The 26,082-nt window shown below is 60.4% G+C and carries 19 protein-coding genes and 1 tRNA gene; 8 read left to right on the top strand and 12 right to left on the bottom strand.

Going from position 1 to position 26,082, the window contains the following annotated elements:
* Window positions 1–4 precede the first annotated feature (4 nt).
* From fdhE to EAH78_RS17690, 4 genes are all read left to right on the top strand, one after another.
* A complete protein-coding gene (fdhE, locus tag EAH78_RS17705) occupies window positions 5–931 on the top strand; it encodes a formate dehydrogenase accessory protein FdhE (protein WP_140668644.1) in 927 nt (308 codons plus the stop codon).
* 71 nt (window positions 932–1,002) lie between these two features.
* On the top strand, window positions 1,003–2,415 hold the full coding sequence (gene selA, locus EAH78_RS17700) for an L-seryl-tRNA(Sec) selenium transferase (protein ID WP_170219137.1): 1,413 nt from the start codon (window positions 1,003–1,005) through the stop codon (window positions 2,413–2,415).
* Complete coding sequence (gene selB / locus EAH78_RS17695; RefSeq protein ID WP_140668642.1) at window positions 2,412–4,319, top strand: selenocysteine-specific translation elongation factor; 1,908 nt, start codon at window positions 2,412–2,414, stop codon at window positions 4,317–4,319. The genes selA and selB overlap by 4 nt, the downstream gene beginning before the upstream one ends.
* 6 nt (window positions 4,320–4,325) lie before the next feature.
* Window positions 4,326–4,421, top strand: a tRNA-Sec gene (locus EAH78_RS17690).
* A 9-nt stretch (window positions 4,422–4,430) separates the two neighbouring features.
* Here the strand turns inward: EAH78_RS17690 and EAH78_RS17685 are convergent.
* From EAH78_RS17685 to phbB, 5 genes are all read right to left on the bottom strand, one after another.
* Entirely contained in the window at window positions 4,431–5,765 is a 1,335-nt protein-coding gene (locus EAH78_RS17685; RefSeq protein ID WP_140668641.1) for an OprD family porin, read from the bottom strand.
* A gap of 54 nt (window positions 5,766–5,819) precedes the next feature.
* Complete coding sequence (locus EAH78_RS17680; protein WP_008026341.1) at window positions 5,820–6,473, bottom strand: hydrolase; 654 nt, start codon at window positions 6,471–6,473, stop codon at window positions 5,820–5,822.
* A 145-nt stretch (window positions 6,474–6,618) separates the two neighbouring features.
* On the bottom strand, window positions 6,619–8,322 hold the full coding sequence (phaC, locus tag EAH78_RS17675) for a class I poly(R)-hydroxyalkanoic acid synthase (protein ID WP_140668640.1): 1,704 nt from the start codon (window positions 8,320–8,322) through the stop codon (window positions 6,619–6,621).
* Window positions 8,323–8,421: 99 nt separating this feature from the next.
* The gene (locus tag EAH78_RS17670; protein ID WP_140668639.1) at window positions 8,422–9,600 is read right to left on the bottom strand and encodes an acetyl-CoA C-acetyltransferase; all 1,179 of its coding nucleotides are present in this window, start codon (window positions 9,598–9,600) and stop codon (window positions 8,422–8,424) included.
* 57 nt (window positions 9,601–9,657) lie between these two features.
* Window positions 9,658–10,404: an acetoacetyl-CoA reductase gene (gene phbB / locus EAH78_RS17665; RefSeq protein ID WP_140668638.1), complete on the bottom strand. Its 747-nt coding sequence runs from the start codon at window positions 10,402–10,404 to the stop codon at window positions 9,658–9,660.
* 281 nt (window positions 10,405–10,685) lie between these two features.
* On the opposite strand from phbB, the gene EAH78_RS17660 reads away from it, so the two are divergent.
* The gene (locus EAH78_RS17660) at window positions 10,686–11,723 is read left to right on the top strand and encodes an AraC family transcriptional regulator (protein WP_140668637.1); all 1,038 of its coding nucleotides are present in this window, start codon (window positions 10,686–10,688) and stop codon (window positions 11,721–11,723) included.
* Between the two features lie 25 nt (window positions 11,724–11,748).
* Here the strand turns inward: EAH78_RS17660 and EAH78_RS17655 are convergent, their stop codons facing one another.
* Complete coding sequence (locus tag EAH78_RS17655; protein ID WP_140668636.1) at window positions 11,749–14,301, bottom strand: DUF3141 domain-containing protein; 2,553 nt, start codon at window positions 14,299–14,301, stop codon at window positions 11,749–11,751.
* A 243-nt stretch (window positions 14,302–14,544) separates the two neighbouring features.
* Here EAH78_RS17655 and phaP point away from each other — a divergent pair, with 243 nt between their 5' ends.
* Window positions 14,545–15,114 carry a TIGR01841 family phasin gene (phaP, locus tag EAH78_RS17650; RefSeq protein ID WP_140668635.1) on the top strand — a complete coding sequence of 190 codons (570 nt, stop codon included), beginning with the start codon at window positions 14,545–14,547 and terminating at the stop codon, window positions 15,112–15,114.
* 38 nt (window positions 15,115–15,152) lie between these two features.
* Here phaP and phaR read toward each other — a convergent pair whose 3' ends face one another.
* From phaR to EAH78_RS17615, 6 genes are all read right to left on the bottom strand, one after another.
* Complete coding sequence (phaR, locus tag EAH78_RS17645) at window positions 15,153–15,665, bottom strand: polyhydroxyalkanoate synthesis repressor PhaR (RefSeq protein ID WP_140668634.1); 513 nt, start codon at window positions 15,663–15,665, stop codon at window positions 15,153–15,155.
* Between the two features lie 278 nt (window positions 15,666–15,943).
* Entirely contained in the window at window positions 15,944–17,212 is a 1,269-nt protein-coding gene (locus tag EAH78_RS17635; protein ID WP_140668632.1) for an OprD family porin, read from the bottom strand.
* Between the two features lie 127 nt (window positions 17,213–17,339).
* Window positions 17,340–19,112 carry an acyl-CoA dehydrogenase C-terminal domain-containing protein gene (locus tag EAH78_RS17630; protein WP_140668631.1) on the bottom strand — a complete coding sequence of 591 codons (1,773 nt, stop codon included), beginning with the start codon at window positions 19,110–19,112 and terminating at the stop codon, window positions 17,340–17,342.
* A 64-nt stretch (window positions 19,113–19,176) separates the two neighbouring features.
* Window positions 19,177–20,847: a cation acetate symporter gene (locus EAH78_RS17625; protein WP_140668630.1), complete on the bottom strand. Its 1,671-nt coding sequence runs from the start codon at window positions 20,845–20,847 to the stop codon at window positions 19,177–19,179.
* Entirely contained in the window at window positions 20,847–21,173 is a 327-nt protein-coding gene (locus EAH78_RS17620; protein WP_050482769.1) for a DUF485 domain-containing protein, read from the bottom strand. The genes EAH78_RS17625 and EAH78_RS17620 overlap by 1 nt, the downstream gene beginning before the upstream one ends.
* Before the next feature lie 132 nt (window positions 21,174–21,305).
* Window positions 21,306–22,928 carry an acyl-CoA synthetase gene (locus tag EAH78_RS17615; RefSeq protein WP_129444141.1) on the bottom strand — a complete coding sequence of 541 codons (1,623 nt, stop codon included), beginning with the start codon at window positions 22,926–22,928 and terminating at the stop codon, window positions 21,306–21,308.
* Between the two features lie 230 nt (window positions 22,929–23,158).
* Between EAH78_RS17615 and EAH78_RS17610 the strand changes: the two genes are divergently transcribed.
* Complete coding sequence (locus EAH78_RS17610; RefSeq protein ID WP_140668629.1) at window positions 23,159–25,435, top strand: PAS domain-containing sensor histidine kinase; 2,277 nt, start codon at window positions 23,159–23,161, stop codon at window positions 25,433–25,435.
* A 4-nt stretch (window positions 25,436–25,439) separates the two neighbouring features.
* Window positions 25,440–26,075, top strand: a complete 636-nt coding sequence (locus EAH78_RS17605; RefSeq protein WP_140668628.1) for a response regulator transcription factor — start codon at window positions 25,440–25,442, stop codon at window positions 26,073–26,075.
* The last annotated feature ends 7 nt before the right edge of the window (window positions 26,076–26,082 follow it).

The raw sequence follows: 26,082 nt of genomic DNA, 5'->3' as shown, positions 1-26,082 counted from the left end.
CACTTTGGCGACGATTCTTGAGCCTGGAGAAATTGAAGCGGCGGCGAGTTCACCGCCGTTTTTGTACATGCCGCCGCACAACCTGTTTACCTTGCGTGCATTGCGCCTGGAGCGCCTGGCCGAGGGGCATCCGCTGGCCGACTATCTGCGTCTGGTGGCCGGTTTGTGTCATGTGCAGCAGCATCTGATGGACGATCCACCCGTCACAACCCCGCCCGATCCCGAACGAATAAAGGTCTGCCAAGCGCACGGCCTGCCGCCGCTGGCCGCCGACACGCTGGTGCGCGAGGGTCATTGGTTGCCGTACCTCGATTCCTTGTTGCAGCACTACCCGCCAGCGCCGCAACCGACGGTAGCAAAAGCCCTGATGACGTTACGCAATACCGACGCCGGGCAACGCAAAGCCTGGGCGGTGGCGTTGGTCAGTGGCCAGTTCACGCTGCTGCCCGCCGCACTGGTGCCGTTTCTCGGTGCCGCGTTGCAAGCGGTCTGGAGTCACTGGCTGCTGAGCACGCCTGATCTGACGCTGAAACCCGGCGACAGCCTCAATCAATGTCCGGCCTGTGGTTCGCCGGCGATGGCCGGGGTGATTCGCCATCGCGGCAAACACAACGGTTTGCGTTATCTGGTGTGCTCGCTGTGTGCCTGCGAATGGCATGTGGTGCGGGTCAAGTGCGTGTACTGCGAACAGAGCAAAGGACTTGAATACGTCAGCCTTGATGACGACCGCCATGCGGCCAATCAAGCGCCATTGCGCGCCGAAACCTGCCCCGGTTGTCGCAGTTACCTCAAACAGCTGTACCTGGAAAACGACGCCGAAGCCGAAGCGCTGTCGGCGGACCTGGCGAGTCTGATGCTCGACATGCGCCTGGAGCAGGAAGGCTACCTGCGTCCTGCGCCGAATCTGCTGCTGGCACCCGGGGGCGACTAAACACTCAACGACTACACTCAGGCGCGACGGTCAATCGTTTCCAGGAGCGCCTGATGCCTTCAACTTCCGCCATTCAAACCTTGCGGCTGCCTTCCATCGACAGTCTGCTGCGCCATCCCGCCTGCCAACCGTTGGCCGAGCGCTATGGACGGGACGCGCTGCTGGCGAGCCTGCGGCAATTACTCGATGACTTGCGCGAGCCGGTCCAGACCGGGCAACTCGATGCGGTGGAAATCAGCCCGCAGGTTTTGGCGGGGCGGGCGGGTGAGCGTCTGGCCCGGCATCACCAAAGCCAAGTGCGCCGGGTGTTCAACCTGACCGGCACCGTGCTGCACACCAACCTCGGACGGGCGTTGCTCCCCGAAGTCGCTATCGAAGCCGTACAAATGGCCGCGCGTTATCCACTCAATCTTGAATTTGACCTGCAAAGCGGCAAGCGTGGCGACCGTGATGACCTGATTGAAGGCCTGATCCGCGAACTGACCGGCGCCGAAGCGGTGACCGTGGTCAACAACAACGCGGCGGCGGTGCTGCTGACGCTCAACAGTTTGGGCGCACGCAAGGAAGGGATCATTTCCCGGGGCGAGCTGATTGAAATCGGCGGCGCGTTTCGCATTCCCGACATCATGGCGCGGGCCGGGGTTCGGCTGCATGAAGTTGGCACCACCAACCGCACCCATGCCCGTGATTACGAGGCGGCCATCGGCCCGCGCAGCGGTCTGGTGATGCGGGTGCATGCGAGCAATTACAGCATCGAAGGTTTCACCGCGCGGGTGCCAACCGCCGAACTCGCGCAGTTGGCACACAGTCATGGCTTGCCGCTGCTCGAAGACCTCGGCAGCGGCAGTCTGCTGGACCTGACTCGCTGGGGCCTGCCCGCCGAACCGACGGTGCGTCAGGCGCTGCTCGATGGCGCGGACATCGTCACCTTCAGTGGCGACAAATTGTTGGGTGGCCCGCAGGCGGGGTTGATTGTCGGGCGCAAGGACCTGATCGCGAAGATCAAGAAGAACCCGCTGAAACGCGCACTGCGGGTCGACAAACTGACCTTGGCCGCCCTCGAGGCGGTGCTGGGTTTGTACCGCGACCCGGATCGGCTGGCGGAACGTTTGCCGAGCCTGCGCCTGCTGACTCGTCCGCAAGCCGACATCCAAGCCCAGTCCGAACGGCTGCAACCGTCGCTGGCACACGTATTGGGTGACGGCTGGAGCGTCAGTGCGCTGCCGGCGCTGGGCATGATCGGCAGCGGCAGCCAACCGGTGGCGCGCTTGCCGAGCGCCGCGTTATGCCTGCGGCCTAATGTGTCCAAACGTCTACGCGGCCGGCAACTGCTGGGGCTGGAAGCCGCGTTCCGTCAATTGGCCATTCCAGTGCTGGGCCGTATCGATGACGACGCGCTGTGGCTGGACTTGCGGCAACTCGACGACGAAACCGCATGGCTGCAACAACTCGATCAGTTGTCCGTCGAGGGGCGGGCAGAGTGATCGTCGGCACTGCAGGGCACATCGATCACGGCAAGACTGCGCTGCTGCAGGCGTTGACCGGGCAGGCCGGCGACAAACGCCGGGAAGAGCGCGAACGCGGCATGACCATCGACCTCGGCTACCTGTATGCCGCGCTGGAACCGGGCGCCGAATTGACCGGGTTCATCGACGTTCCCGGTCACGAGCGGTTCACCCACAACATGCTGGCCGGGGCGCAGGGCATTGATCTGGTGTTGCTGGTGGTCGCCGCGGATGACGGCGTCATGCCGCAAACCCGCGAACACCTGGCGATTGTTGAATTGCTGGGGATTCCCCGGGCACTGGTGGCGATCACCAAATGCGACCGGGTCGAACCGGCCAGGGTGCAAGCCGTCCATGAACAAATGACCACGCTATTGGCGCCCGGACCCTATGCCGATGCGCCACAGATCGCGCTGTCGAGTGTGACCGGGGAGGGCGTCGAGGCACTGCGCAAGGCCTTGCTCGACGCACAGCGTGACGTGCATCAACGCAGTACCGACGGTGGCTTTCGTCTGGCGATTGATCGGGCTTTCAGTGTGGCTGGCGCCGGTATTGTGGTGACGGGTACGGCATTGTCCGGGCAAGTCACGGTGGGCGACACACTGGTGTTGAGCCCGTTGGGCAAACCTGTGCGGGTGCGAGGTTTGCACGCGCAAAATCGGGCGGCGGACACAGCGTTTGCCGGTCAACGCGTGGCATTGAACCTGAGTGCCGAACGCCTGGCGCTGGAGCACATCCACCGTGGTCAATGGCTGCTGGCCGAGTGGCTGTATGCCCCGACTCAGCGACTGGACATCGACCTGCGATTGCTGCGCAGCGAAGCCAAATCCTTCGAACATTTTCAGCCGGTGCATGTTCACCTCGGCACTCAGGACGTGACGGGGCGGGTGGCGTTGCTGGAAGATGCGAGCCTGGCACCGGGCGGGCGGATGTTCGCGCAGATCCTGCTGAATGCCCCGGTGCAGGCGGTGAAGGACGATCCGTTGATCCTGCGGGATCAAAGCGCCCAGCGCACCCTCGGCGGTGGTCGGGTGCTTGATCCGTTTGCCCCGACCCGACACCGCCGCAGCCCCGAACGACTGGCGCAGCTTCAGGCGCTCGCCACCCGCCATTCGCTGGAAGAACTATTGCCGGCCTTGCTGGCCAACAGCGACACCGGCCTCGATCCACGGCAACTGGAGCGTCAGTTCAACCGTCCGCGCGCGACCTGGGTGTTACCCGATGACGTGCGTTTGATCGAGACCCGTCAAGGTGTGCTGTTGTTCAGTTCGGCTCGTTGGGAAGCCCTGAAAACGCCTTTGCTGGAACACCTCGCACGTTTCCACGCACTTGAACCGGACCAAATGGGCCCGGACCGCGATCGCCTGCGCCGCTTCACTGCTACCACGCTGGAGCGCTCGACGTTCCTTCGTCTGATCGACGACTTATTGGCCAGCGGCGCCATCGCCACCAACGGACCATGGCTGCATTTACCCAGTCATCAAGTGCGCTTGAACGAAGAGGACGAAGCCCTGTGGCAGCGCTTGCAACCGCTGTTCGAACAGGCCGGTCTCGATCCGCCGTGGGTACGCCAACTGGGGCATGACGAGACGACCGTGCGCCTGCTGCTGCGCAAAATGGCGCGGCTGGGGCTGCTGCATCAGGTGGTGCGGGACCTGTTCTACACCGAGGCGATGATCCGCCGATTGGCGGCTATGCTGTTGCAATTGGCCGAGCACGACCCGGTGATTCAGGTCGCGGCGTTTCGCGATGCGGTCGGCCTGGGGCGCAAACGCAGCATTCAGATTCTCGAGTACTTTGACCGCATCGGCCTGACTCGCCGGATGGGCGACAAACGCCAGATCCGTCTCGACAGTGCCTTGGCGCAAAAAGACGATCACTGAGTTCAAGGAAGGCAATCGCGCCCGGTGGCGCGGCCGGGCTTCAAACCCGGTTGGGGACGGCATCCGTTCCCGGGCAGGTTCGACTCCGGCTGCCTTCCGCCATTTTCCCGATCAGAAAGGCCCGAAGTTCAACGGGTACTGGATCACCACATACACCCGGTCGATATCATCGCCTGCCTGCGCCGGGTTGGCGCGGTGCGACACATGGGACAGTTGCAGCGACAAGTCCTTGGCCGCCCCCGATTGCACGATGTAGCGCAAATCGATGTCGCGCTCCCAATGCCGACCGCCGTCGCCTTGTTGCGGCACGAAGGTGCCGGTCGCGGCGTCGAACGGGTTATAGGCGCCGCCCTGGGGGGCATGGGTCCCGTCGATCTGCGTGCCTTTGACGTAACGCGTCATGAAGGCCAGGCCGGGGACGCCGAAGGTGCTCAGGTCGAGATCGTAGCGGGCTTGCCAGGATTGTTCGTGGGCGCCGTTGAAGTCGGCGTACTTGATCGAGTTGGCGAGGTAGATGGAGTCGCCACCGACGAAGTCGAACGGGGTGTCACCGTTGACTTTCTGGTAAGCCAGAGTGAAGCCGTGGGCGTCGACGGTGTATTTGCCGGACAGGCTGAAAGCGGTGTTGTCGATGGCGCCGGACAATGCCTCGCCCGTGTCCCGTGTGTGGTAGACATTGGCGTCGACGAATACTCTGGATTGCTTGAAGTGCACGTTGCCGTAGTACTGATGCCAGGTGTCGGTCAGCGTCGAGGCATACAGCGCACCGCCGACGGGGCTTTGGGTGAACAGGTCGGCGCCGGCAAACGAAATGCCACCGGCGTCGGTGTTGGCCCCGTAACCGGAAAAATTGCCCTTGCTCGTTGAATTGTCCTGATTCTTGAACGCCGTAAAGTGGCCGGCCTGCAGATTCATGCCATCAAATTCACGGCTGTTCAGCAGAAAACCGGTGGCGTATTCCGGTTGCAGACGTTTGTCGGCGGTGTCGAACACCGGGGCTTCGACCATCATCTCGCCGTACGCCAAGGTGGTTTTCGAGGCCTTGATTTTCAGCGCGCCGCCGGCGCTGGAATAGTTGTCGTCGCTTCGCCCGTCACTGCCCACCGGCAGCAATCCGGTGCCTGAACTGCCCTTGCCACTGTCGAGTTTCAAGCCCAAAAAGGCGTGGCTATCGAGGCCGAATCCCAAGAGGCCGGGGGTAAATCCAGACTCGAATGCGCCAATGAAACCTTGCGCCCATTCCGCCTTGTAGCTTTTGCCGGACGGCGAAGGAGAGCGGTAATCACTGTTGAGGTAGAAGTTGCGGCTGAGGACATTCAGCGTCGCACCGTCCAGGAACCCTTGCCCGGCTTGCGCCATTTCGTCCGCCTGCGCCGTTGCGGCCGTGCCGGCGACTATCACCGACAACCAGAACGGCAGACCGGGTTTGCGCTTGAAAAACGTCATCGATCAATCACCACCGGGCAGCGACTCCGCGTGTACGGAGCCGCTGGTTGTTGCTTAGTGGGCTTCCGAGGCACCGAACATGCTCTTGGCATAGATCAGGCCCAGACCGTAGGCACCGCCATTGGCGATCGAGGTTTTCACGGTTTCGTCGTAGGTTTCACCGCGCGCCCAGTCACGCTGCAGCTCAAGCAGGTATTGCAGCGAAGTCATCGGACGCGCACCGATCTGAATCATGCGTTGCATGGCCATTTCATGGGCTTCGGTGGTGACGTCGCCGCAGGCATCGGCGATCACGTACACCTCGAAACCCTGGTCGATGGCCGACAGTGCCGGGCCGACGATGCACACGGAGGTCCAGAGGCCGGCCAGGACGATTTTCTGCTTGCCGAACTTGTTCACTTCAACGGCAATGCGCTCGTCTTCCCAGGTGTTCATGCTGGTACGGTCGATCACGTTGTGTTCCGGGAACACGGACTTGATTTCGTCGAAGATCGGACCGGAAAAGCTCTTCTCGGCCACGGTGGTGAGAATGGTCGAGACCTTGAAGCCGCGGGCCGCCTTGGCCACCAGCGCTGCGTTGTTGCGCAGGGTCACCGCGTCGATGGACTTGGTCGCAAAGGACATTTGCGATTGATGGTCGATCATGATCAGGGTGTGGTCGGTCGGGGTCAGCAGGGTTTTGCCGGGTACAGCTTTGGCGATGGCCATGGCGAGGTCCTTACGGGTGGGTGAGGAGGCCATGGTTGCGCAGATTCAGGCGGGAATATTGAAGCGATGTGCTGTGTTTGGTTTTTATGCGAAGACGCGCGAAGAACGGCCCCGCGCAAACCCGGTGAGTGCGCGGGGCCGTCGGTCATTGCATCACATAACGCCCGGGTGCCGATTCCAGCACCGGGTATTGCGTGTTGCCGGTGTGCAGCACGGAAGGCTGGCGCTCGCCGGACTGGTCTGCCAGCCAGACGAACCAGTCACTCCACCAGCTACCGGCCTGTTCCTGGGCATTCATGAACCAGGTGTCAGGATCCTTCGAAACACGATTGTTGGTCCAGTAATGGCGTTTTTCCCTGGCCGGCGGGTTGATCACTCCGGCGATGTGCCCTGAGGCACCCAGCACGAAGCGCTTGGTCCCGGAAAGCAGTTGGGTGCTGGCATAAGCGCTGCGCCACGGCACGATGTGATCGTCGTGGGTAGCGAGGATGTACGCCGGTGCATCGATGGCGCGCAGGTCGAGTTTGACCCCGCAACAGTCCAGATCGCCGGATTTCAGGTCGTTTTGCAGATAGGTGTGGCGCAGATACCAGCAGTACATCGGTCCCGGAAGGTTGGTACTGTCGTTGTTCCAGAACAACAGGTCGAGGGGGATCGGCTTCTGGCCCTTGAGGTATTTGTCAACGTTGTAGTTCCACCACAAATCGTTGGGGCGCAACAGCGAGAAGGTGTTGCCCATGTCCTCGCCCTTGAACAGGCCGATGGGACCCTCCTGGCCGCCGATGGTGCGCTCGCGGTAGGCCACCAGTTGTTCGTCGACGAAGATGTCGATAGGGCCGGTGTCGAGGTAATCGAGGAAGGTGGTCAACAGGCTCACGCTGGCGATGTCCTTGTCGCCGCGCGCCGCCAGTACGGCCAGCGCCGAACTCAACAACGTCCCGCCGATGCAGAAACCCACGCAATTGGGGCGTTGCTCGCCGCTGATCTCGCGGGTCACTTGCAGGCCTTTGATGATGCCGGTGTCGATCAGGTCATCCCAGGTGGTGCCGGCGTGCGCCTGATCGAAGTTGCGCCACGACATCAGGAAGACCGGGTGACCTTGTTGCAGCAGATGGCAAACCATCGAGTTGTCCGGGCGCAGGTCGAGGATGTAGTACTTGTTGATCGACGGCGGGACGATGAACACCGGGCGCCGGTACTGGGTTTCGCTTTGCGGGTAGTACTGAATCAACTGGAACAGTTCGTTCTCGAACACCACTTCGCCGGGGGTGTTGGCCAGATCGACGCCGACCTTGAAAGCGCCGCTGTCGCACTGGCGCATCTTGCCTTCCTGCAGGTCGCTGGCCAGGTGCAACAGGCCGGTGAACAGGCTGCCGCCCTGAGTGTCGACGACGCGTTGCAAGGCATCGGGGTTGCTCGCCAGAAAGTTGCTGGGGGCACCGGCGGCAATCGCTTGCTCCACCAGGTACAGCAGACGCTGGCGGGGCTTCTTGTCTTTGATCGGCAGTTTATCGAGCAGCTTCAGCAGAAAACCGGCATTGAGCAAGTAGAACGCCGCGAGGGAACCGAACAGCGGCGTGCTCCAGTTGCCACTGGAAAAACGTCGATCTTCAAAGGAAAACGGCTGGCCGGTCAGAAGACGCTGGCCCAGATCACCCCATTGGGTTTGATATTCGGCTTGCAGGCTTTCCAGTGTGGTGCGTGGTAAATCGAACCACTTCTCGTATTCCTGGCCGGTGAACCATGGATTGGTGCTGACCCACAGGCGTAATTGTTGCACTGCAAAGGAGGCAATGAACGGGACCTGGCCTGACCAGAAGGTGTTGAAGGTGTGCGCGTTATTGTCCATGGAGCTCCTTGCCCACATCGGTAAACCGGGCAGAAAAAAACCGCGGTGCCGCAATTCGGCACCGCGTCAGCAGTCAAGCAAGCAGTCCTGTGATTCTTGTTATCGTTCGATGACCAGGCTGACACCTTGGCCGCCACCGATGCACAACGTGGCCAGGCCTTTTTTGCCGTCACGGCGAATCAGCTCGTGCACCAGCGACACTAGAATCCGCGCGCCCGACGCGCCGATCGGATGCCCCAGCGCAATCGCACCCCCGTTGACGTTGACCTTGGCGGTGTCCCAGCCCAGTTCTTTGCCGACCGCCAGCGATTGCGCGGCGAACGCTTCGTTGGCTTCGATCAGGTCGAGGTCGTTCAGGCTCCAGCCGGCTTTTTCCAGCACCAGACGTGTGGCCGGGACCGGGCCGATGCCCATGATCGACGGGTCCACGCCTGCGCTGGCATAGGCCTTGATGCGCGCCAGCACCGGCAAGCCGAGAGCCTGGGCAGTGGCGGCGCTGGCCAGCAGCAACACGGCGGCGCCATCGTTGAGGGTCGACGAGTTACCGGCGGTCACGCTGCCGTCTTTCTGGAACGCCGGTTTAAGGTTGCTCAACGCTTGCAGCGTGCTGCCCGGGCGCGGTTGCTCGTCTGTATCGAACACCAGTGGATTGCCCTTGCGCTGAGGAATCAGGATCGGGGTGATTTCTCGTTTGAAGTAGCCCGCTTCGATGGCGGCGGCGGCTTTCTGTTGCGAGGTGGCGGCGAAGACGTCCTGATCTTCGCGGCTGAGGTTGTACTGCTTGGCCAGATTCTCAGCCGTGATGCCCATGTGGTAATCGTTGAAGGCGTCCCACAAACCGTCCTGAATGACGCTGTCTTGCAACTGCGCATGACCCAGACGCAAACCGGTGCGCGCTTTGGGCAGCACATAAGGCGCCAGGCTCATGTTTTCCTGACCGCCGGCAATCACCAGCTCGGCGTCGCCGCAGCGGATCGCCTGAACGGCAAGTTGCACAGCCTTGAGGCCCGAGCCGCAGACCTTGTTCAGGGTCAGGGCCGGGGTGGTAAACGGCAGGCCGGCCTTGATGGCCGTCTGGCGTGCCGGGTTTTGCCCCGAGCCTGCGGTGAGCACCTGGCCGAGAATCACTTCATCGATCTGCGCACCGTCCAGGCCGGTTTCTTCCAGCAGGCGGCGAATCACCGCTGCACCCAGCTCAGTCGCTGGAATCGCGGACAAGGCACCTTGAAAACTGCCAATGGCGGTACGAGTAGCGGCAACGATTACGACTTCGTTCATGCGTGACCTCATTAAGATTCTGGCAAGCGGGAGCAGGGTGCCCCTACCCTGATCGGTCTACTGCATATTCATGCCGCCGTTCACCGAGAAGTCGGCGCCGGTGCTGTAGCCCGATTCATCGGAGGCCAGCCAGGCGACGATCGAGGCGATTTCTTCGGGTTGGCCGAGGCGCCCGACGGGGGTGGCCGCGATCATGGTGTCGAGGATGTCCGGGCGGATGGCCGCGGTCATGCTGGTCTGGATGTAACCCGGGGAGACGGTGTTGACGGTCACGCCCTTGCCGGACACTTCCCGTGCCAGGGCCATGGTGAAGCCATGGATGCCGGCCTTGGCTGCGCTGTAGTTGGTCTGGCCGAACTGGCCGCGCTGACCGTTGATCGAGGAAATATTGATGACGCGTCCCCAACCCTTCGCCAACATCCCTTCAATCACCTGTTTGGTGGTGTTGAACAGGCCTGTCAGGTTGGTGCCGATCACCGCGTTCCAGTCTTCGTGCGTCAGCTTGCGAAAGGACGCATCGCGAGTGATGCCGGCATTGTTGACCAGCACATCGACCGGGCCGAATTGTTCCCGCGCCATCTCGAATGCCTTGCGCGTCGACTCCCAATCGGTGATATCGCCGTAGATACATTCGAACTGATAGCCCGCCGCCAGTTGACCGGCAATCCAGTCGTTCTTGCGGGCGGAATCAGCGCTGCAACCGACAATAACTTTGAATCCCTCCTTGTACAGGCGCTGGCTGATCGCCGTGCCAATCCCACCCATACCACCCGTGACCAACGCAATACGACCAAGCGACTTCATAAGCTTCGTTCCTTTTTATATTTTGCGCTGCAAGATGGGTGGATTGTTCGGTATTGGCGCGGGATGCGGAAGTGTTGGGAGGTGACGGGCTGGTGTCCAAAGGTGCCATGTCCGGTTTAGCTGCATCCGGGCGACGAATGGCCGGGAACAGTGGCTGAAAATGAGGATTACCTATACTGGGATCAATATTGGCAACTGAACCACCCGTTAATCTTTGATTCATCGCAGATCAGTTATGGCTCCGGACAGGACGTCCGGTTCCACAGGTCATTGAGGACGCCATGTATAGAATGAGTTCAGGCTATGCCAGCGTGCTGGTAAATACGCTCTCGGCTCAAGGACTGGATGTTGCCAGTCTGTGCCGGGAGGCTGGACTAGACATTGATCTCGCGGACCAACCAGGTGCGTTTTGCGAGCGAAAGAACATCTATCGACTATGGGAACTGGCCGCCGAGGACTCGGGCGATCCTGACATTGGCTTGAGGGCCTATGGCAGTTTCCACCCCGGCAGCTTTCAGATCATCGGCTACACCATGATGTCCAGCCTGAATCTGAAAAAGGCCCTTGAACGCCTGGTCCGTTTCAGTCCGTTGATCGGCACCGGATTCAGCCTTTTCTTTACCTCGGAAGAGCAACATTACCGCCTGTCCGGGCTCGATCATCAGCAGCACGGTTCGGTCAAACCGCGCCAATACACCGATGCGGGCTTGGCGTCTTTACTGGGGTTTTGCCGCAAGCTGGCGGGCGGTAACGCACCGCAACCCTTGAGCGTTGAATTCACCTATCCCGAGCCTGAAGACACCACCGAGCTTCGACGGCTGTTTGGCTGCGATCTGCGTTTCGATGCGCCTTACGACAGTATTTTGTTTGACGGGCAGGAACTGATACGGCCGTTGAGCATGGCCAACGAAGCGTTGGCAGTGCTGCATGACAGTTTTGCCGAGGCTCAACTGGACCTTCTGTTTGGTTTTTGCATTGTCGGCAGAATTCGTGCGCTGATCACCGAGCGCTTGAGTCAGGACCATGGGCAATGCGACATGGAGTCGATCGCAGCGGCGTTGAACATCAGCAAGCGCACGCTGCAACGGGCGCTGGAAAAAGAAGGGACGCAATTCAAGGACGTGCTGAACGCGGTACGCCGACAACTGGCCGATTTCTACCTGCGTCATTCTCACTTCAACATGAAGCATGTCGCCTATCTCCTTGGTTTTCATGACCACAGCAGTTTCAACAAAGCCTGTAGCCGCTGGTTTGGCATGACACCGGGGCAGTACCGATCCGATGAATCGTTTGAGATCGAGGAAGCCGCGCCGGTGTGACGCGGTGTTCTTCAGCGGTCCGGGGTTATTTCATCGGTGGTTTTTTAACGCTTTTCTTGCCTCTGGCAGGTTTGCGCACGGGAGTTGCTGCCTTGGCAATTGGCGCGGTGGGCGCTATTGCGGTTTTTTGCTCGACTGGCTTGGTTTGTTTTGGCGCGGGTGCGACTACCGGGGCTGTTTCCTTGATCGGCTCAGCGACGACCACTGCGGCCTTTTGTTTGACAGGCTCTGGTACAACGACCGGAGTTTTCGGCTTGATCGGCTCAGGGGGCGCCGCCGGGGCTTTTTCCTCGACAACATCGGCTTCACCCGGAGGCTGAGTCAGGCTGAAACCCGGCAGCGGCACATCGAGCAGCGTGTGAAGCTCACACCAGAACGGGTTGTCTGCGCCGCTGGTCAGCAGTTCCGGCAGCAGATTGGCAACGGCCGCCAGCACCTGCTGGCGTTCTTCGACCTCGGCCAGCATCAGGGGCAAGCTGTGCAGGCTTTCCTGCGGGTGGGTGGCGACCAACAGTTTTTGCAGGCGCAGGGTTTCGCGCAGGTCCAGCGGACCGGCACTGTAGTCCTGCAGCAGCACCTGTAATTGCAGGATCAGTTTCTCGACGCTTTGCTTGTTCGGTTCATCACTGTCGCGGCCCAGCAGGAACAGGATCCGGATCAAGGCCGCCATCATGCCGCCCAGGGGAAGCGCGTCCTGAAGGCTTTCGATCAGGACTTTATCGTGCTGCTCGGCATGCGCCCGGAGATTGCGTGCCGATGCATTGCCGGTGAGGGTGTTTAGCACGCCATACACGCCGTAAAAGCTCATTTCCTGAGCGGCATCACGCAGGTCCCGATAGCCGTTCAAAGCATCCTGTATCTGGTTGGAAAACAAGGCCTGCCAAGCCAGCAATGGATTGGACGGGCTTGCCGGGTGTCGATCCTTGCTCACATGGGCGGCACTGCCTGGCAGCCACCAGAGTGCCGGGTTCAAACTGTTCCACATCACTTGTTGCTGGTGGAACGGGTGGGCCTTGCGCATCAGTTCGGCGGTCGGCTCGTTGATCAACTGACGCAACCACGGCCGTACAAATCCGTCGTAAAGCGTGTTGTTGAAATCAGAGGCACGCTCGACCAGCGCGAATTCGCGATCGTCGTCACGGGGCGGCTGCACGTCACCGTGGATATCGGCGATACGTCGTCGCTCGAAACGCACGGCATAGGGCGTTTTCGAATGGTCCGGCAGGTCCTCGATGAGCATTTCATAGAGCCCGCCCGGCAGTTCGTTGATCGCGTCGACAGCGCCCAGCAACTCACGGTGTTCACGCCGCGCCACCTGACCCGACACAAAAATGCCCAGATGACCGATGCTCGCGTGCCGCAGGTAAACGATGGTGCGACCGGCGTTTTGCAGGGCGAGATCGCTGGGATAGACGTCGGTGATCCAGTCCAGTGCCTGCTGCGGCGAAGTGATGTTGTCGCCATAGGAACAGAACACCACCACCGGCACTTCGATGCGTTTGAGGTCAAGCCCGTTGCTCTTGCGCCCGAGGCCGCCGGACAACTGATTGCCGATGAACAGGTCATCTACAATCATCTCGATCTCTTCGCCATTGAGCAGGGTCGGGCTGCCCCACCAGCGTTCGAAATCCAGGAAGCGTGAGGCCTCGCTGTCGACTTCGCTGAACAGGTGATAGTACTTGCCCCACCAAGCGTGGGCCGGGTCGAGGCTTTCGAAATTGCTCACCAGCCAGGTGCCGTCGAAACGGTCATTGCCCAGGTCGCTGCCCAGGCGCGCCATCCAGCCGCCGCCCAGCAAACCGCCGGTATAGCGCATCGGATTGCGCCCATTGACGCCCGCCCAGTACGACAAAGGCGCGCCATTAACGATGATCAGCCCTGGCAGTTCCGGGCGGGTCGCCGCCAGGCCCATCAAGGCCCAGCCGGCCTGGCAGTTGCCGATCACCACGGGTTTGGTGCTGACGGGATGTTGCGCGCTGACCTTTTCGATAAACCGGGCCTGGGCTTCAACGATGTCCGCCAGGGTTTGACCCGGGCGCGGCGAATGGCTGAACGAGATGAAGTAGGTCGGGTGGCCGGCGCGCAGGCTTTCGCCGATGATCGAATCCTGTTTGAAACCGCCAATTCCCGAACCGTGGCCGCCGCGCGGGTCAATGATGATCACCGGCTGCTTTTGGCTGTCGAGTTGTTGCCCGGGGCCCGGGAGGATCTGCAGCAGCGAGTAGTTGACCGGGCGAGGCAGGTCTTCGCCGGCGATCAGCGTTTCATGATTGAACTTGAGCAGCAGCGGATATCCGGCGCGCTCGTGAGCCAGGGAGTTATCACCGCGCTGACGCAAGGTGTCCCAGAACAGCACGCTGCGTTGGCCAAGGTCGGTGAAGTATTCCTGCCAGTCAGCGGCGGTCGGCTGCCTGAGTTGTTCAAGGCTTGAAGGTGCGTAGGTTTTGGCCTGGCGCTGTTGCACGGCGTCAAGAACGTTGCGGGTGTTGACGCGCTGCAGTTGGTTCAGGTGCTCGAACAAACCGGACGGAGTCGAAAGCTCTTCATCTTGCAGCGCAATATTTTCTTCCTGACCCATCGTAAACTCCTTACGCCATGCGTGGGAACGTTGCCCTGACTAATAGCAGCCAAGCCGGCCGTTCGATTTTCACGAGTGTATAGGGAATAACGGTCAAGGAAGCGAACTTTATTGTGCGCTGCACAAGATAGCCGTTGCCAAATAGTTTTGTGCACTGCAATATCAAGGTCAGCGCGATGTCTGGCAGGATCGCTATCGCGTCCTCTGGTCCATCCGGGCCTTCCAGTACCAGGAGATTCAAGCATGTCTTTTTTCAATTCGGAAAAACTGCAAACCGCTCAGAAAGCCAACCTCGATCTTTTGCAGCAGATCAGCGGCAAAGTCTTTGCCAGCGTGGAACAGCTGAGCCAGTTGCAGTTCAAGGCACTGCGCGACTCCACCGAAGAACACTTCGAAGGCGTGCGCAAGCTGCTGGCCGTCCGTGATCCACAAGGTTTTGCCGATTTGCAGGCGTCGTTCACCCAGCCGAGTGCGCAGACCGAACGTCTGGCCGAGTTCAATCGTCAGGTTCAAGCGCTGATCGTGGGTACTCAGTCGGACATCGCCAAATTGACCTCGAGCCAGGTCGAAGCGGGCACCCAACAGGTGCAAGAGTTCGTTGAAACCATCAGCAAGAATGCACCGGCCGGCTCCGAGCCTGTCGTGGCTGCGTTCAAGTCGGGCCTGGCGAATGCCGGTACGGTGTTTGAAAGCGCTCAGAAAGCCGTGAAACAGGCTTCCGATGTGGCTCAGAGCAATTTTGACGCCGCCACTGCCGCCGCCACCAAAGCAGCGCCAGAAGCAAGTGCCAAGGCCACCAGCGGCAGCAAGTAAGTCATTTCAGGCCAGCGGGACAAAAAATGGCGATGGGTTTATTCCCCATCGCCATTTTTTTTCGGCCCGTTATCGGTGCCCGGCTTGGCGCCAAACATGCCGAACAGGTTCTGGGTATTGAGGTACAAAGCCTTGGACTGGTCGACATACTGACGCATCAGGTCCTGCATGACCGGGGCTTGTTGATGCATAAAGTCGCTCCAGGCTTCGGACGACTGCGCGCCGGTCTGGGACTGGATGTCGATGACGGTCTGGATGCTTTTGTCGAGGTAGCTGCCGAGCACACCCTGGTACGGACCGTAGAACTGGATAATCCCCATCAGCATCTCGCTGGTGAAGATCGGCTCTCCGCCGCTTTCGGCTTCCAGGATCACTTGCAGCAGGATGCTGCGCGTCAGGTCTTCGCCGCTCTTGGCATCGACCACCTGAAAGGCAACTTTATCGACGACTAACTGACGAATGTCTGCCAACGTCAAATGACTGCTGGTGTGGGTGTCATACAGTCGGCGATTGGGGTACTTCTTGATCAGGCGGGGGGTGTTATCGGTCATGCGGGCGTCTCGCGGCGGGCCTGGTTTGCAGGCATCTTAACCTACTATGGCCACTGCCGCGGTGTGCTGTCGGGGAAGGGAGACCACGCTCGACCTCTTTAGTGCTTCTGAGGCCGCCTTCGCGAGCAAGCCCGCTCCCACACTGGATCTTCAGCGTTCACAAGTCCCCTGTGGGAGCGGGCTTGCTCGCGAAGAGGCCCGCCAACACACCGCAAAACCTGAAGAAAAAAAGGGAACCCGCCGCCAAGCGAGTCCCCCTTTGTGAAACCTGAACGGATTTACCAGATCGGCAGTGTATAGCTGACAATCAAGCGATTCTCATCCAGATCACTGCCGAAGTTAGTCGACCGCACCGTCGCATTCCGCCATTTCACGCCGACATTCTTCAGCGGCCCACTCTGCACGACATAACCGATGTCGGTATCACGTTCCCATTCCTTGCCTTCCGGACGATTGCCGCCCAGATCGATATTATTGCCGGTGAGGTAGCGGGTCATGAAGGTCAGGCCCGGAACGCCGATGGCTGCAAAGTTGTAGTCGTAGCGCGCCTGCCAGGATTTTTCGTCCTTGCTGGCGAAGTCGCTGATTTGCACAAAGTTCACCAGGAAGGCGTCGGTGCCGTTGACGTAGGCGTAGCCGGTGTCGCCGCTCATGCCTTGATAGCCCAGGCCCAACGCATGCCCGCCGAGGTTGTAGGTGAACATCGCGCCAATGGCATTATTATCGACATTACTGCCACCATCGTCCGTGGAGCGGGCGAAACGCAGATCCGTCTTCAGCGACTGGCCGGTTGTGACCGGCAACACGTAGGTCAGGTTGACCAGGTGTTGGCTGTAGAAGTTGTCGAGGTGACCGTAGCTGTAGCCGGTGGCGAGGTTGCTGGTCCATTTGTAGTTCAGGCTGGCGAAATCGAAGCTGTCGCTATCGAGATGACGTGTGGTGATGCCCTTGGCGCCAGTGCGGGTGATGCTCATGTCCTCGTAGTCCGAGGAGTCGCGCTGATTGACCTGCGTCAGTCGCCCCGCATCCACGGTCAAGCCTTCGAGTTCCAGCGACGTCAACTGACCGCCCTTGAAGGTTTGCGGCAACAGCCGTGAATCGTTGGCCAATAACGTCGGCAGTTTCGGCAGCAGCGTGCCGAGTTTCAGCGTGCTTTTTGAGGCGCGCACTTTGGCGGTCAGGCCCAGCTCGCCAAACTCGTCCTGCGCACCTTTGCTCGTGTCGCGGTGGCGTTTGAGCAAGCCGGAGCCTGCGCGATCAGGGCTGGAATCGAGCTTTACACCCAGCAGCCCGATGGCATCGAAGCCGACACCGATCAAACCGTCGGTGAATCCCGATTCATAGCGCAGCAGGAAACCCTGTGCCCATTCCTCTTGTTTGGATTGCGCAGCGTTGTCCTGGCGATAGTCACGGTTGAAATAGAAGTTGCGCAGCTCGAGGCTGGCCTTGCTGTCTTTGACAAATTCAGCAGCGGCGGGGGCTGAGAGGCTGATGACGCCGCCGGCCAGCAACAGTCGGGTAGCGAGGATGCGGGTGTTGCGGTCCATGGTGAAGTCCCTTTGTTTTTATTATGGAAAGACAGGTCCCGCGGCCCTCGCCAGGTGGGCGAGGGCTTATCAATAAAAAACGCGAACGCCAAAAGAGAGGAGCGTGACGCTGCGTGCGGTTCAATCGTTAAAACTGTTCGGCGCTCAGGCCAAACAAGGAGGCACTGCCCGCGCGGATGGATTGCTCCAGACTCAAAATGCGTGGCAGCAGGCGATGGATATAGAAGTCGGCGGTGCCGATTTTCGCGCCATAAAACCCTTCGTCTTCATGCAGCTTTTGCTTGGCAACCTGTGCCATGCGCGCCCAAAGCCAGGCGTAGGCGACGTAACCGAACAGGTGCAAATATTCCACCGAAGCGGCGCCGACTTCGTTGCGGTTGGTCGCGGCCTGATCCTGTAGCCAGTCGCTCAGGTCTTCCAGACGCTGCACGGCATCGAGCAGTTGAGCGGAGTAGGGCGCGTCAGGCTGATGGGCGAAATGACGAATCTCACCAGTGAACTGGCGCAGCGCGAAGCCTTTGTCGGCGAGCACTTTGCGTCCGAGCAGGTCCAGGGCCTGAATGCCGTTGGTGCCTTCGTAGATCTGCGCGATGCGCACGTCACGGACCAATTGTTCCTGGCCCCATTCGCGGATGTAGCCGTGGCCGCCGAACACTTGTTGGCCGTTGATGCAGCTTTCGAGGCCGGTGTCGGTGAAGAATGCCTTGGCCACCGGAGTGAGCAGCGCAACCAGGGTTTGTGCGCTGTCGCGTTCCTTGGGGTCATCGGAAAACTTCGCCAGGTCCAGTTGCTGCCCGACATAGCTGGCAAATGCACGGCCACCTTCAGTCATGGCTTTCATGCTCAGCAGCATGCGGCGCACGTCGGGGTGAACGATGATCGGGTCGGCCACTTTGTCCGCAGCAACGGCACCCGTCGGCGCGCGGCTTTGCACACGTTCGCGTGCATAGGCGACAGCGCTCTGATAGGACGCTTGCGCGCAGCCAATGCCCTGGATGCCGATGGACAGGCGCTCGTAGTTCATCATGGTGAACATCGCCGCCAGGCCTTTGTTGGCCTCGCCGACCAGCCAACCGCTGGCTCCGTCGAAGTTCATCACGCAGGTGGCCGACGCCTTGATGCCCATCTTGTGTTCGATCGAACCGCAACTCACGGCGTTGGCATCACCGAGGGAACCGTCGGCATTGACCAGCACTTTGGGCACGACGAACAGCGAGATGCCTTTCGGCCCCGCCGGTGCGTCCGGCAATTTGGCCAGCACCAGATGGACAATGTTTTCGGTCAGGTCCTGATCGCCACCGGTGATGAAGATCTTGCTGCCGGTGATGCTGAAGCGGCCGTCGGCCTGAGGTTCGGCGCGGGTGCGGATGATCCCCAGATCTGTGCCAGCGTGGGCTTCGGTCAGGCACATGGAGCCGGCCCAGCGGCCTTCGTACATCGGCGGCAGGTAGAGGTTTTTCAGGGTGTCGCTGGCGTGGGCATCCAGGGCCAGGCAGGCACCGGAACTCAACGCTGAATAGAGCGCAAAGCTTGAGTTGGCGCCGTAAAGCATTTCTTCGAACTGCACGGCGAGCATCTTCGGCATACCCATGCCGCCGAAATCGGCGTTACCCGAAAGACCTACCCAGCCGCCTTCAATGTAAGTGGCGTAAGCCTGTTTGAAACCGATCGGCGTAGTCACCTGGCCATTCAGCCACTGGGCGCCTTCCTCGTCGCCGCTGCGATTCAATGGCGCAATCAGGTGCGAGGTGACTTTGGCCGCCTCCTCAAGAATTGCGTCAGCGGTGGCGGCGTCGACACTGTCAACCAGGGCTGGCAGGCGTGCCCACAGGGCCGGGGCGTCGAACACTTCATGCAAGACAAAGCGCATGTCGCGCAGCGGGGCGTTGAATTCGGGCATAGCGTGAACCTCAAAAGGTTGTGCGATGGGCACGGCGCCGCTTTAGCAGGCCGTGCCTTTTCTATCAATGGCTGGAAGCGCTGGCGGCACCGAGGCCGGTCTGGGCGCGAACGAACTGGTCGGCGTAAGCGTCACGTTCCTTGTCGGCCCGCACGCTGCGGTCGAGTTTCGAGACCACGACGATCACGAAGAACGCCAGCGGCATGGAGAACAGCGCCGGGTGGTCGTACGGGAAGATCGCGTGAGCATGGCCGAGCACGGTGACCCAGACGGCAGGCGAGAGGATCACCAGCACCAGCGCACAGATCAGGCCGGCGAAACCACCGGTGATCGCGCCTTTGGTGGTCAGGCCTTTCCAGTACATGGCCATGATCAGCACCGGGAAGTTGGTCGACGCGGCGATGCCGAAGGTCAGGCCCACCAGGAACGCGACGTTCATCTTCTCGAACAGAATGCCCAGTAGAATCGCGATGATGCCCAGGCCCACAGTGGCCATGCGGGTCACGCGCATTTCCTGTTTCTGGCTGGCTTTGCCTTTCTTGAATACCGTGGCGTAGAGATCGTGGGATATCGCCGAAGCACCGGCCAGGGCCAGACCGGAGACCACCGCCAGAATGGTGGCGAAGGCCACGGCCGAGAGGAAACCGAAGAACAGGTTGCCGCCCACTGCTTTGGCCAGGTGCATGGCGACCATGTTGCCGCCGCCAATCAAGGCGCCGCCGACTTCACCATTGACGTAGTACTGCGGGTCGGTGCCGATGATGACCATCGCGGCAAAACCCAGGGTGCAGACAACAAGGAAGAAGAAGCCGATGAAACCGGTGGCGTAGAACACCGACTTACGCGCTTCCTTGGCGTTAGGCACGGTGAAGAAACGCATCAGGATGTGCGGCAGACCGGCAATCCCGAACACCAGGCCCAGCGACATCGAAGCGGTGTTGATCGGGTCGGCGAGCATTGAGCCTGGGCCCATGATGTTCCAGCCGCTGGCGTGGGCTTCGACGGCTTTGGTGGCCAGGGTTTCGTAGCTGAAGCCGAATTGCGACATGGCCATGAACGCCAGGGTCGTGCCGCCGGCAAGCAGCAACACAGCCTTGATGATCTGCACCCAGGTGGTGGCGATCATGCCGCCGAAAATCACGTACACCAGCATCAGCGCGCCGACGATCACCACCGCAACCGGGTAGTCGAGGCCGAACAGCAATTTGATCAACTGACCGGCACCGACCATCTGCACAATCAGGTAGCAGCACACCACCGTCAACGAACCAAACGCGGCGAATATCCGCACTTTGTTCTGGTCCAGTCGATAGGACACGATGTCGGCAAAGGTGTAGCGCCCCAGATTGCGCAACCGCTCAGCCATCAGGAAGGTGATGATCGGCCAGCCGACAAAGAAGCCGATGGTATAGATGAAGCCGTCGTAGCCCTTGGCGAACACCAGGCTGGACAGCCCCAGCAGCGTGGCGGCGGACATGTAGTCACCGGCAATTGCCAGACCGTTCTGGAACCCGGTAATGCCACCGCCTGCGGTGTAGAAGTCAGATGTGGATTTGGTTTGTCGCGCGGCCCACCAGGTGATGGCTAGCGTGCCCAGCACGAAGACGAAGAACATGCCGATCGCATGCAGGTTGAGCGGTTGTTTTTCCACCGTACCCAGCGCGGGTGCAGCCAGTACAACGGAGGCCGGCAATAGCCCGGCAGCAGCGAGTAGAAGTTTACGCAGAAAAGTCATTACTTGCTCTCCTCGAGAATGGCGGCACCCAGTGCATCGAAACGCGTGTTGGCTCTGTAGACGTACCAACCGGTCAGTAGCCAGGAAAAAATGATGATCGCCGCGCCAACCGGCATGCCCAGGGTCAACATCCGATGCTCGGCGAGTGGCGCATGCAGCCACTGCGGGGCAAACGCCACCACCAGCATGAACGCGTAGTAAGTGCCCAGCACCGCAGCACTCAGCGACCAGGCCAGGCGCGAACGGCTACTTACCAATTGAAGGAATTTCGGATTGGACCGAATGCGTTCGCAGCGTTGGGTATCGGTTGAATGGATGTCGATCATGGGTGGCTCCACCTTGTTATTGTTATCAATGCTTTTGGCATTTAAGGGCAGGGCAGAGCCGAATCCGGCCTGCACGAGCCCGAAGCGGCCGATAAACACACCGGCCGCTTGACGAGTCCAACGTTGATTCGGTTAGAGCGCCTTGGCCCTGTCGCGCAGCACGTATTTCTGGATCTTGCCGGTTGAAGTCTTCGGCAGCAGGGTGAAAACCACCGTGCGCGGCACTTTGAAGCCGGCCAGATGCTCGCGGCAGAAACTGATGATGTCGGCCTCGCGAACGTCCTGGTGATCAGCCTTCAACGTGATAAAAGCGCAGGGCGTTTCGCCCCACTTTTCATCGGGACGGGCGACAACGGCCGCTTCCATGACGGCTGGATGGCGATAGAGCACACCTTCCAGTTCGATGGTGGAAATGTTCTCGCCGCCGGAAATGATGATGTCCTTGAGTCGGTCCTTGATCTCGACATAACCGTTCGGATGACACACCGCCAGGTCGCCGGTGTGGAACCAGCCGCCTTCGAACGCTTCGGCCGTGGCGGTCGGGTTCTTCAGGTAACCCTTCATCACGGTGTTGCCGCGCATGAAGATCTCACCGATGGTCTGACCGTCTCGCGGAGTCGGCTCCAGTGTCTTCGAGTCGCCGACCATCACGCCTTCGAGCGTCGGATAGCGCACGCCCTGGCGGGATTTGATTTGCGCCCGTTCGTCCAGCGGCAACTCATCCCATTCGGCATGCCAGGCGCAAAGCGTCACCGGACCATAGGTTTCGGTCAGGCCATACACGTGGGTGACCTTGATGCCCATTTCTTCCACGGCACCGATTACTTTGGCCGGTGGCGCGGCACCGGCGACCATCGCGTTGACCGGGTGATCAATCGCCGCTTTAGCCGACTCCGGCATATTGACCAAGGCGTTGAGCACGATCGGCGCAGCGCACAGATGGGTGACCTGATGTTCACGGATCAGCGTGAGGATTTTCTGCGGATCGACACGGCGCAAGAACACATGAACACCGGCCATGGCGGTGATAATCCAGGGGTAGCACCAACCGTTGCAATGGAACATCGGCAGGGTCCAGAGGTACACAGGATGGTTGCCCATGGCCCAGGTCATCTGGTTGCCCAACGAGTTCAGATAAGCACCGCGATGGTGGTAAACCACGCCTTTGGGGTTGCCGGTCGTGCCTGAGGTGTAGTTCAGCGAGATGGCTTGCCATTCGTTCGCCGGCCACTGCCAGGCAAAAGCCGGATCGCCTTCGGCCAACAGCGCTTCGTAGTCCAGATCGCTGACCGCCTGGCCTTCGCCGTATTCCGGATCATTGACGTCGATGACCAGCGGCGGGTGATCCAGCATGCCGATCGCCGCGTGAATCACATCATGGAACTCGCGATCGGTAATCAACACCTTGGCTTCGCCATGCTGCAGCATGAAGGCGATGGCTTCGGCATCCAGACGCACGTTGAGCGGGTTGAGCACCGCGCCAATCATCGGCACGCCGAAGTGCACTTCAAGCATCTCGGGAATGTTGGGCAGCATTACCGCCACCGTGTCGTTCTTGCCGATGCCGCGACCGGCCAGCGCCGAAGCCAGGCGGCGGCAGCGGGTGTAGGTCTGCGCCCAGGTGCGGCGGATAGAGCCATGGATGACGGCGGGGTAGTCCGGATAAACGCTGGCGGTGCGCTCGATGAAGCTGAGCGGAGACAAGGCAATATGGTTGACAGCCGCAGGGCCTAGCCCTTGTTCATAGATCGACATGTGCGGGTACTCGGTGGCTGATTGTTAGCTCTATCAATGTCCTTGCAGCGTCGCCGCTGAGGGCATCTTTTATGTCCGATCTGCTTTATATAATATTCAGCTACATATGTGGAAGTACAACCTACGTCATATAGGATATGTACTATATTTGATTCTGGCTGGTCTAAATCAATACAGTCACACCGCCAAGGCCGGTATATCCTTGGCTCCCCCAACGAAGCGGACCTGTGATGACCCTGACTCCCGTTCGATTGCACAGCTGGTTGCGCCTGCAGCGTGAGGGTGTGTCTCTGGCCGCCCGGGCCGATGCGTTGTGCCGTGCGCTGCAGGATTGCCCCGAGGTGCGCCGGGCGGTTTATCTGAGTTGGCAAGCCAATGCGCGGATTTACAGCCACGAGGGCGCCGCCCAGCATTTTCCACCGGGGCTGGGCGACCCTTCGCTGGCCAGCGATCAGCTGTTGTTTAATCGACTGGTCGAGGCAGGGCGGCTGGACCTGGCTCAAGTACGTCAACTCGATTGCTGGTTGGCCGGGCGACTGCGCCGGGCCGCTATCAGTCATGGCCAGGTGTTTGATCTGGCCTTGCAACCGGGGCAGCCGGGGTTGTTGTTGGTGGAAGTGTGTGAGGGCGTGAGTCTTGATTGGCTGGGTTGGGTGCAGGACTTGCTGACGACCTTGCTGAGCAGCGTCAACGGTATGCTGCGCGGCTCGCCGCTATTGGGTCACGATCCGCAACCGAGTCTGTTGCTCGACGCGCAAGGCCGGCCGCTGGAATTCAATGCCGCGCTGTTGGCTCTGCTCGCCGAAAAGCCGCTGACCGATGTGCTGGGCTTTTTGCCGGTCAATCACCGGGTGCTGGTCCGTGCCTGCCTCGACCAGCAACGCGCCATAGATGGGGTCGAAGCCCAATTCGAAGCGCAGATATTGATCTGGACGTTTATCCCCGATCCCCAGGACAACCGCGTACTCGCCCGTTGCCGCGATGCCACGGTACAAGTGTTGGCCGAGCGTGAAGCGGCCACGGCACGCCGGTTGTATAGGCTGATCATCGAGAACACCACCGACCTGATTTCCAGGCATACACCCGACGGACGCTTTCTGGATGCCTCGCCGGCGTCCTGGACATTGCTCGGCTACTGGCCGGAGGAGTTGCGCGGGCAAATGGCCCAAGGCTTGTTCCATGGCCAGGACCTGGCCAGCCTTGTGCAGCGCGCGCGGGATGCCCTGGAGCAGGACGGTTATCACACGATGACCTATCGCATTCGCCATCGAGACGGGCATTACCTGTGGTTCGAAACCGCGAGCCGGGCGATTCGTGAAACCTACACCGGGACGGTGGTTGAAGTGGTCAGCGTGTCCCGGGACATTACCGCCCGGGTGCAAGCCGAGGAGAACAAGCGGCGCCTGGCGGAGGTGGTCGAAGCCAACACCGATCCGGTGTTGTTCATCGACCCCGAGGGGCAAGTCACTTACCTCAATCCAGCGGCGCGGCGCATTCTAGGGATTGACGAGCAACAACCGATGCCAGCCCTGGCGCAATTGTTCGCCAGCAGCGACCTGGCACGTCTGCAGCGTGATGGCTGGAGCAGCGCCGAGCGCGACGGTGTCTGGAGCACCGAAGCGCGGTTGCAGCCACCGGGTGGCGGCACTTCCGTGCCGGTGTCGCTGGTGCTGCTGGCGCATCGTTCGGCCGGCGGCGAACGCTATTACTCCTTGGTGGCGCGGGACATGACCGAGCGTGAACTGCGTGAAGTGCAGCAGCGCCGCCATCAGGACGAATTGGCGCACACCGCGCGGTTGGTCACCCTGGGTGAGTTGGCCTCGGGTATCGCTCACGAAATCAACCAGCCGTTGGCGGCGGTGGTCAATTACGCCAATGCCAGCCAGCGCTATTTACAGACGCTGGATTCCAATCCCCAGGCTGCCGCCCGAGTGGCGCAAGGGCTGGAGCGCATTACCCATCACGCCACGCATGCATCAGAAGTGATCAGACGTTTGCGCGCGTTTCTGCGCAAGGGACAACGTCGGATGCAAGCCCTGAATTTCACCGACGTCGCCCGCGAGGCCGTGCGTTTGTGTGCCTGGGAAGCGAGCAATTGCCAAGTGACAATCGAGGATCGCCTGCCGGATAATCTGCCGCCGATTTATGCCGACCGGGTGCTGCTGGAGCAGGTCCTGCTCAATCTGTTGCGCAACGCCATCGATGCCAACCGCGAACAACATCCGGGGCAACCGTCATTGATTGTGATGGCCGCGGGGCAGGGCGGTAGTTCAACTGTGGAAATCAGTGTGCAAGACCGGGGTCCGGGCGTCAGCGAGCCGGAACTGGAGCAGATATTTACCCCGTTCTATACCAGCAAGGCCGATGGCCTGGGACTTGGTTTGTCCATGAGCCGCAGCATCATCGAAGGTTTCGGTGGCGAATTGCAGGCCCTGCGCCAACCGGTCGGGCTGCTGATGTGCTGCCGTTTGCCGCTGGCCGGCCCAACAAAACAACAACAGGATTAACGTAATGGCAGGTGTGACGGAGCACGTGGTGTATGTGGTCGACGACGATCAAGGCATGCTCGACTCAACGGTCTGGTTATTGGAATCGGTAGGGCTCAAGGCCTTGCCGTTTACCAGTGGCGTGGAGTTTCTCAATGCTTGTGATGCCACGCTCGATGCCTGCGTGCTGCTCGATGTTCGGATGCCCGGCATGGGCGGTTTGAACGTGCAGGAAGAAATGCGTACACGTGAGCTGAACTTGCCGATCATCTTTGTCAGCGGGCACGCCGATGTGCCGATCGTGGTTCGCGCTTTCAAGGCCGGCGCTCATGACTTCATCGAGAAACCCTACAACGAGCAATTACTGCTGGACAGCGTGCAACAGGCGCTCAGCAACTGCGCGGCCAACCGCTCAGGCAGCCAGGGTCACGATGCATTGCAGGCGCGGTTGCTGACGCTGACCCCACGCGAGCGCGATGTCTTGCTGCCGCTGGTACAGGGTTACACCACCCGCGAAATAGCGGAGCAACTGGGCGTGAGCGCAAAAACTGTCGATTTGTATCGCTCGCGGGTGATGAAACGCATGCAGGCCAATACCTTGCCGGACCTGGTGGGCATGGCGATCGCGGCGGAGATGGTCGACCCACTGAAACTGCGTTGATGTTTCG

Origin of the sequence: Pseudomonas arsenicoxydans (assembly GCF_006438915.1) — a bacterium.
In the GTDB taxonomy this organism is placed as follows: Bacteria; Pseudomonadota; Gammaproteobacteria; order Pseudomonadales; family Pseudomonadaceae; genus Aquipseudomonas; species Aquipseudomonas arsenicoxydans_A.
The sequence above is the reverse complement of the archived record's forward strand: the minus strand, read 5'-3'. Positions and strand labels throughout refer to the sequence as shown.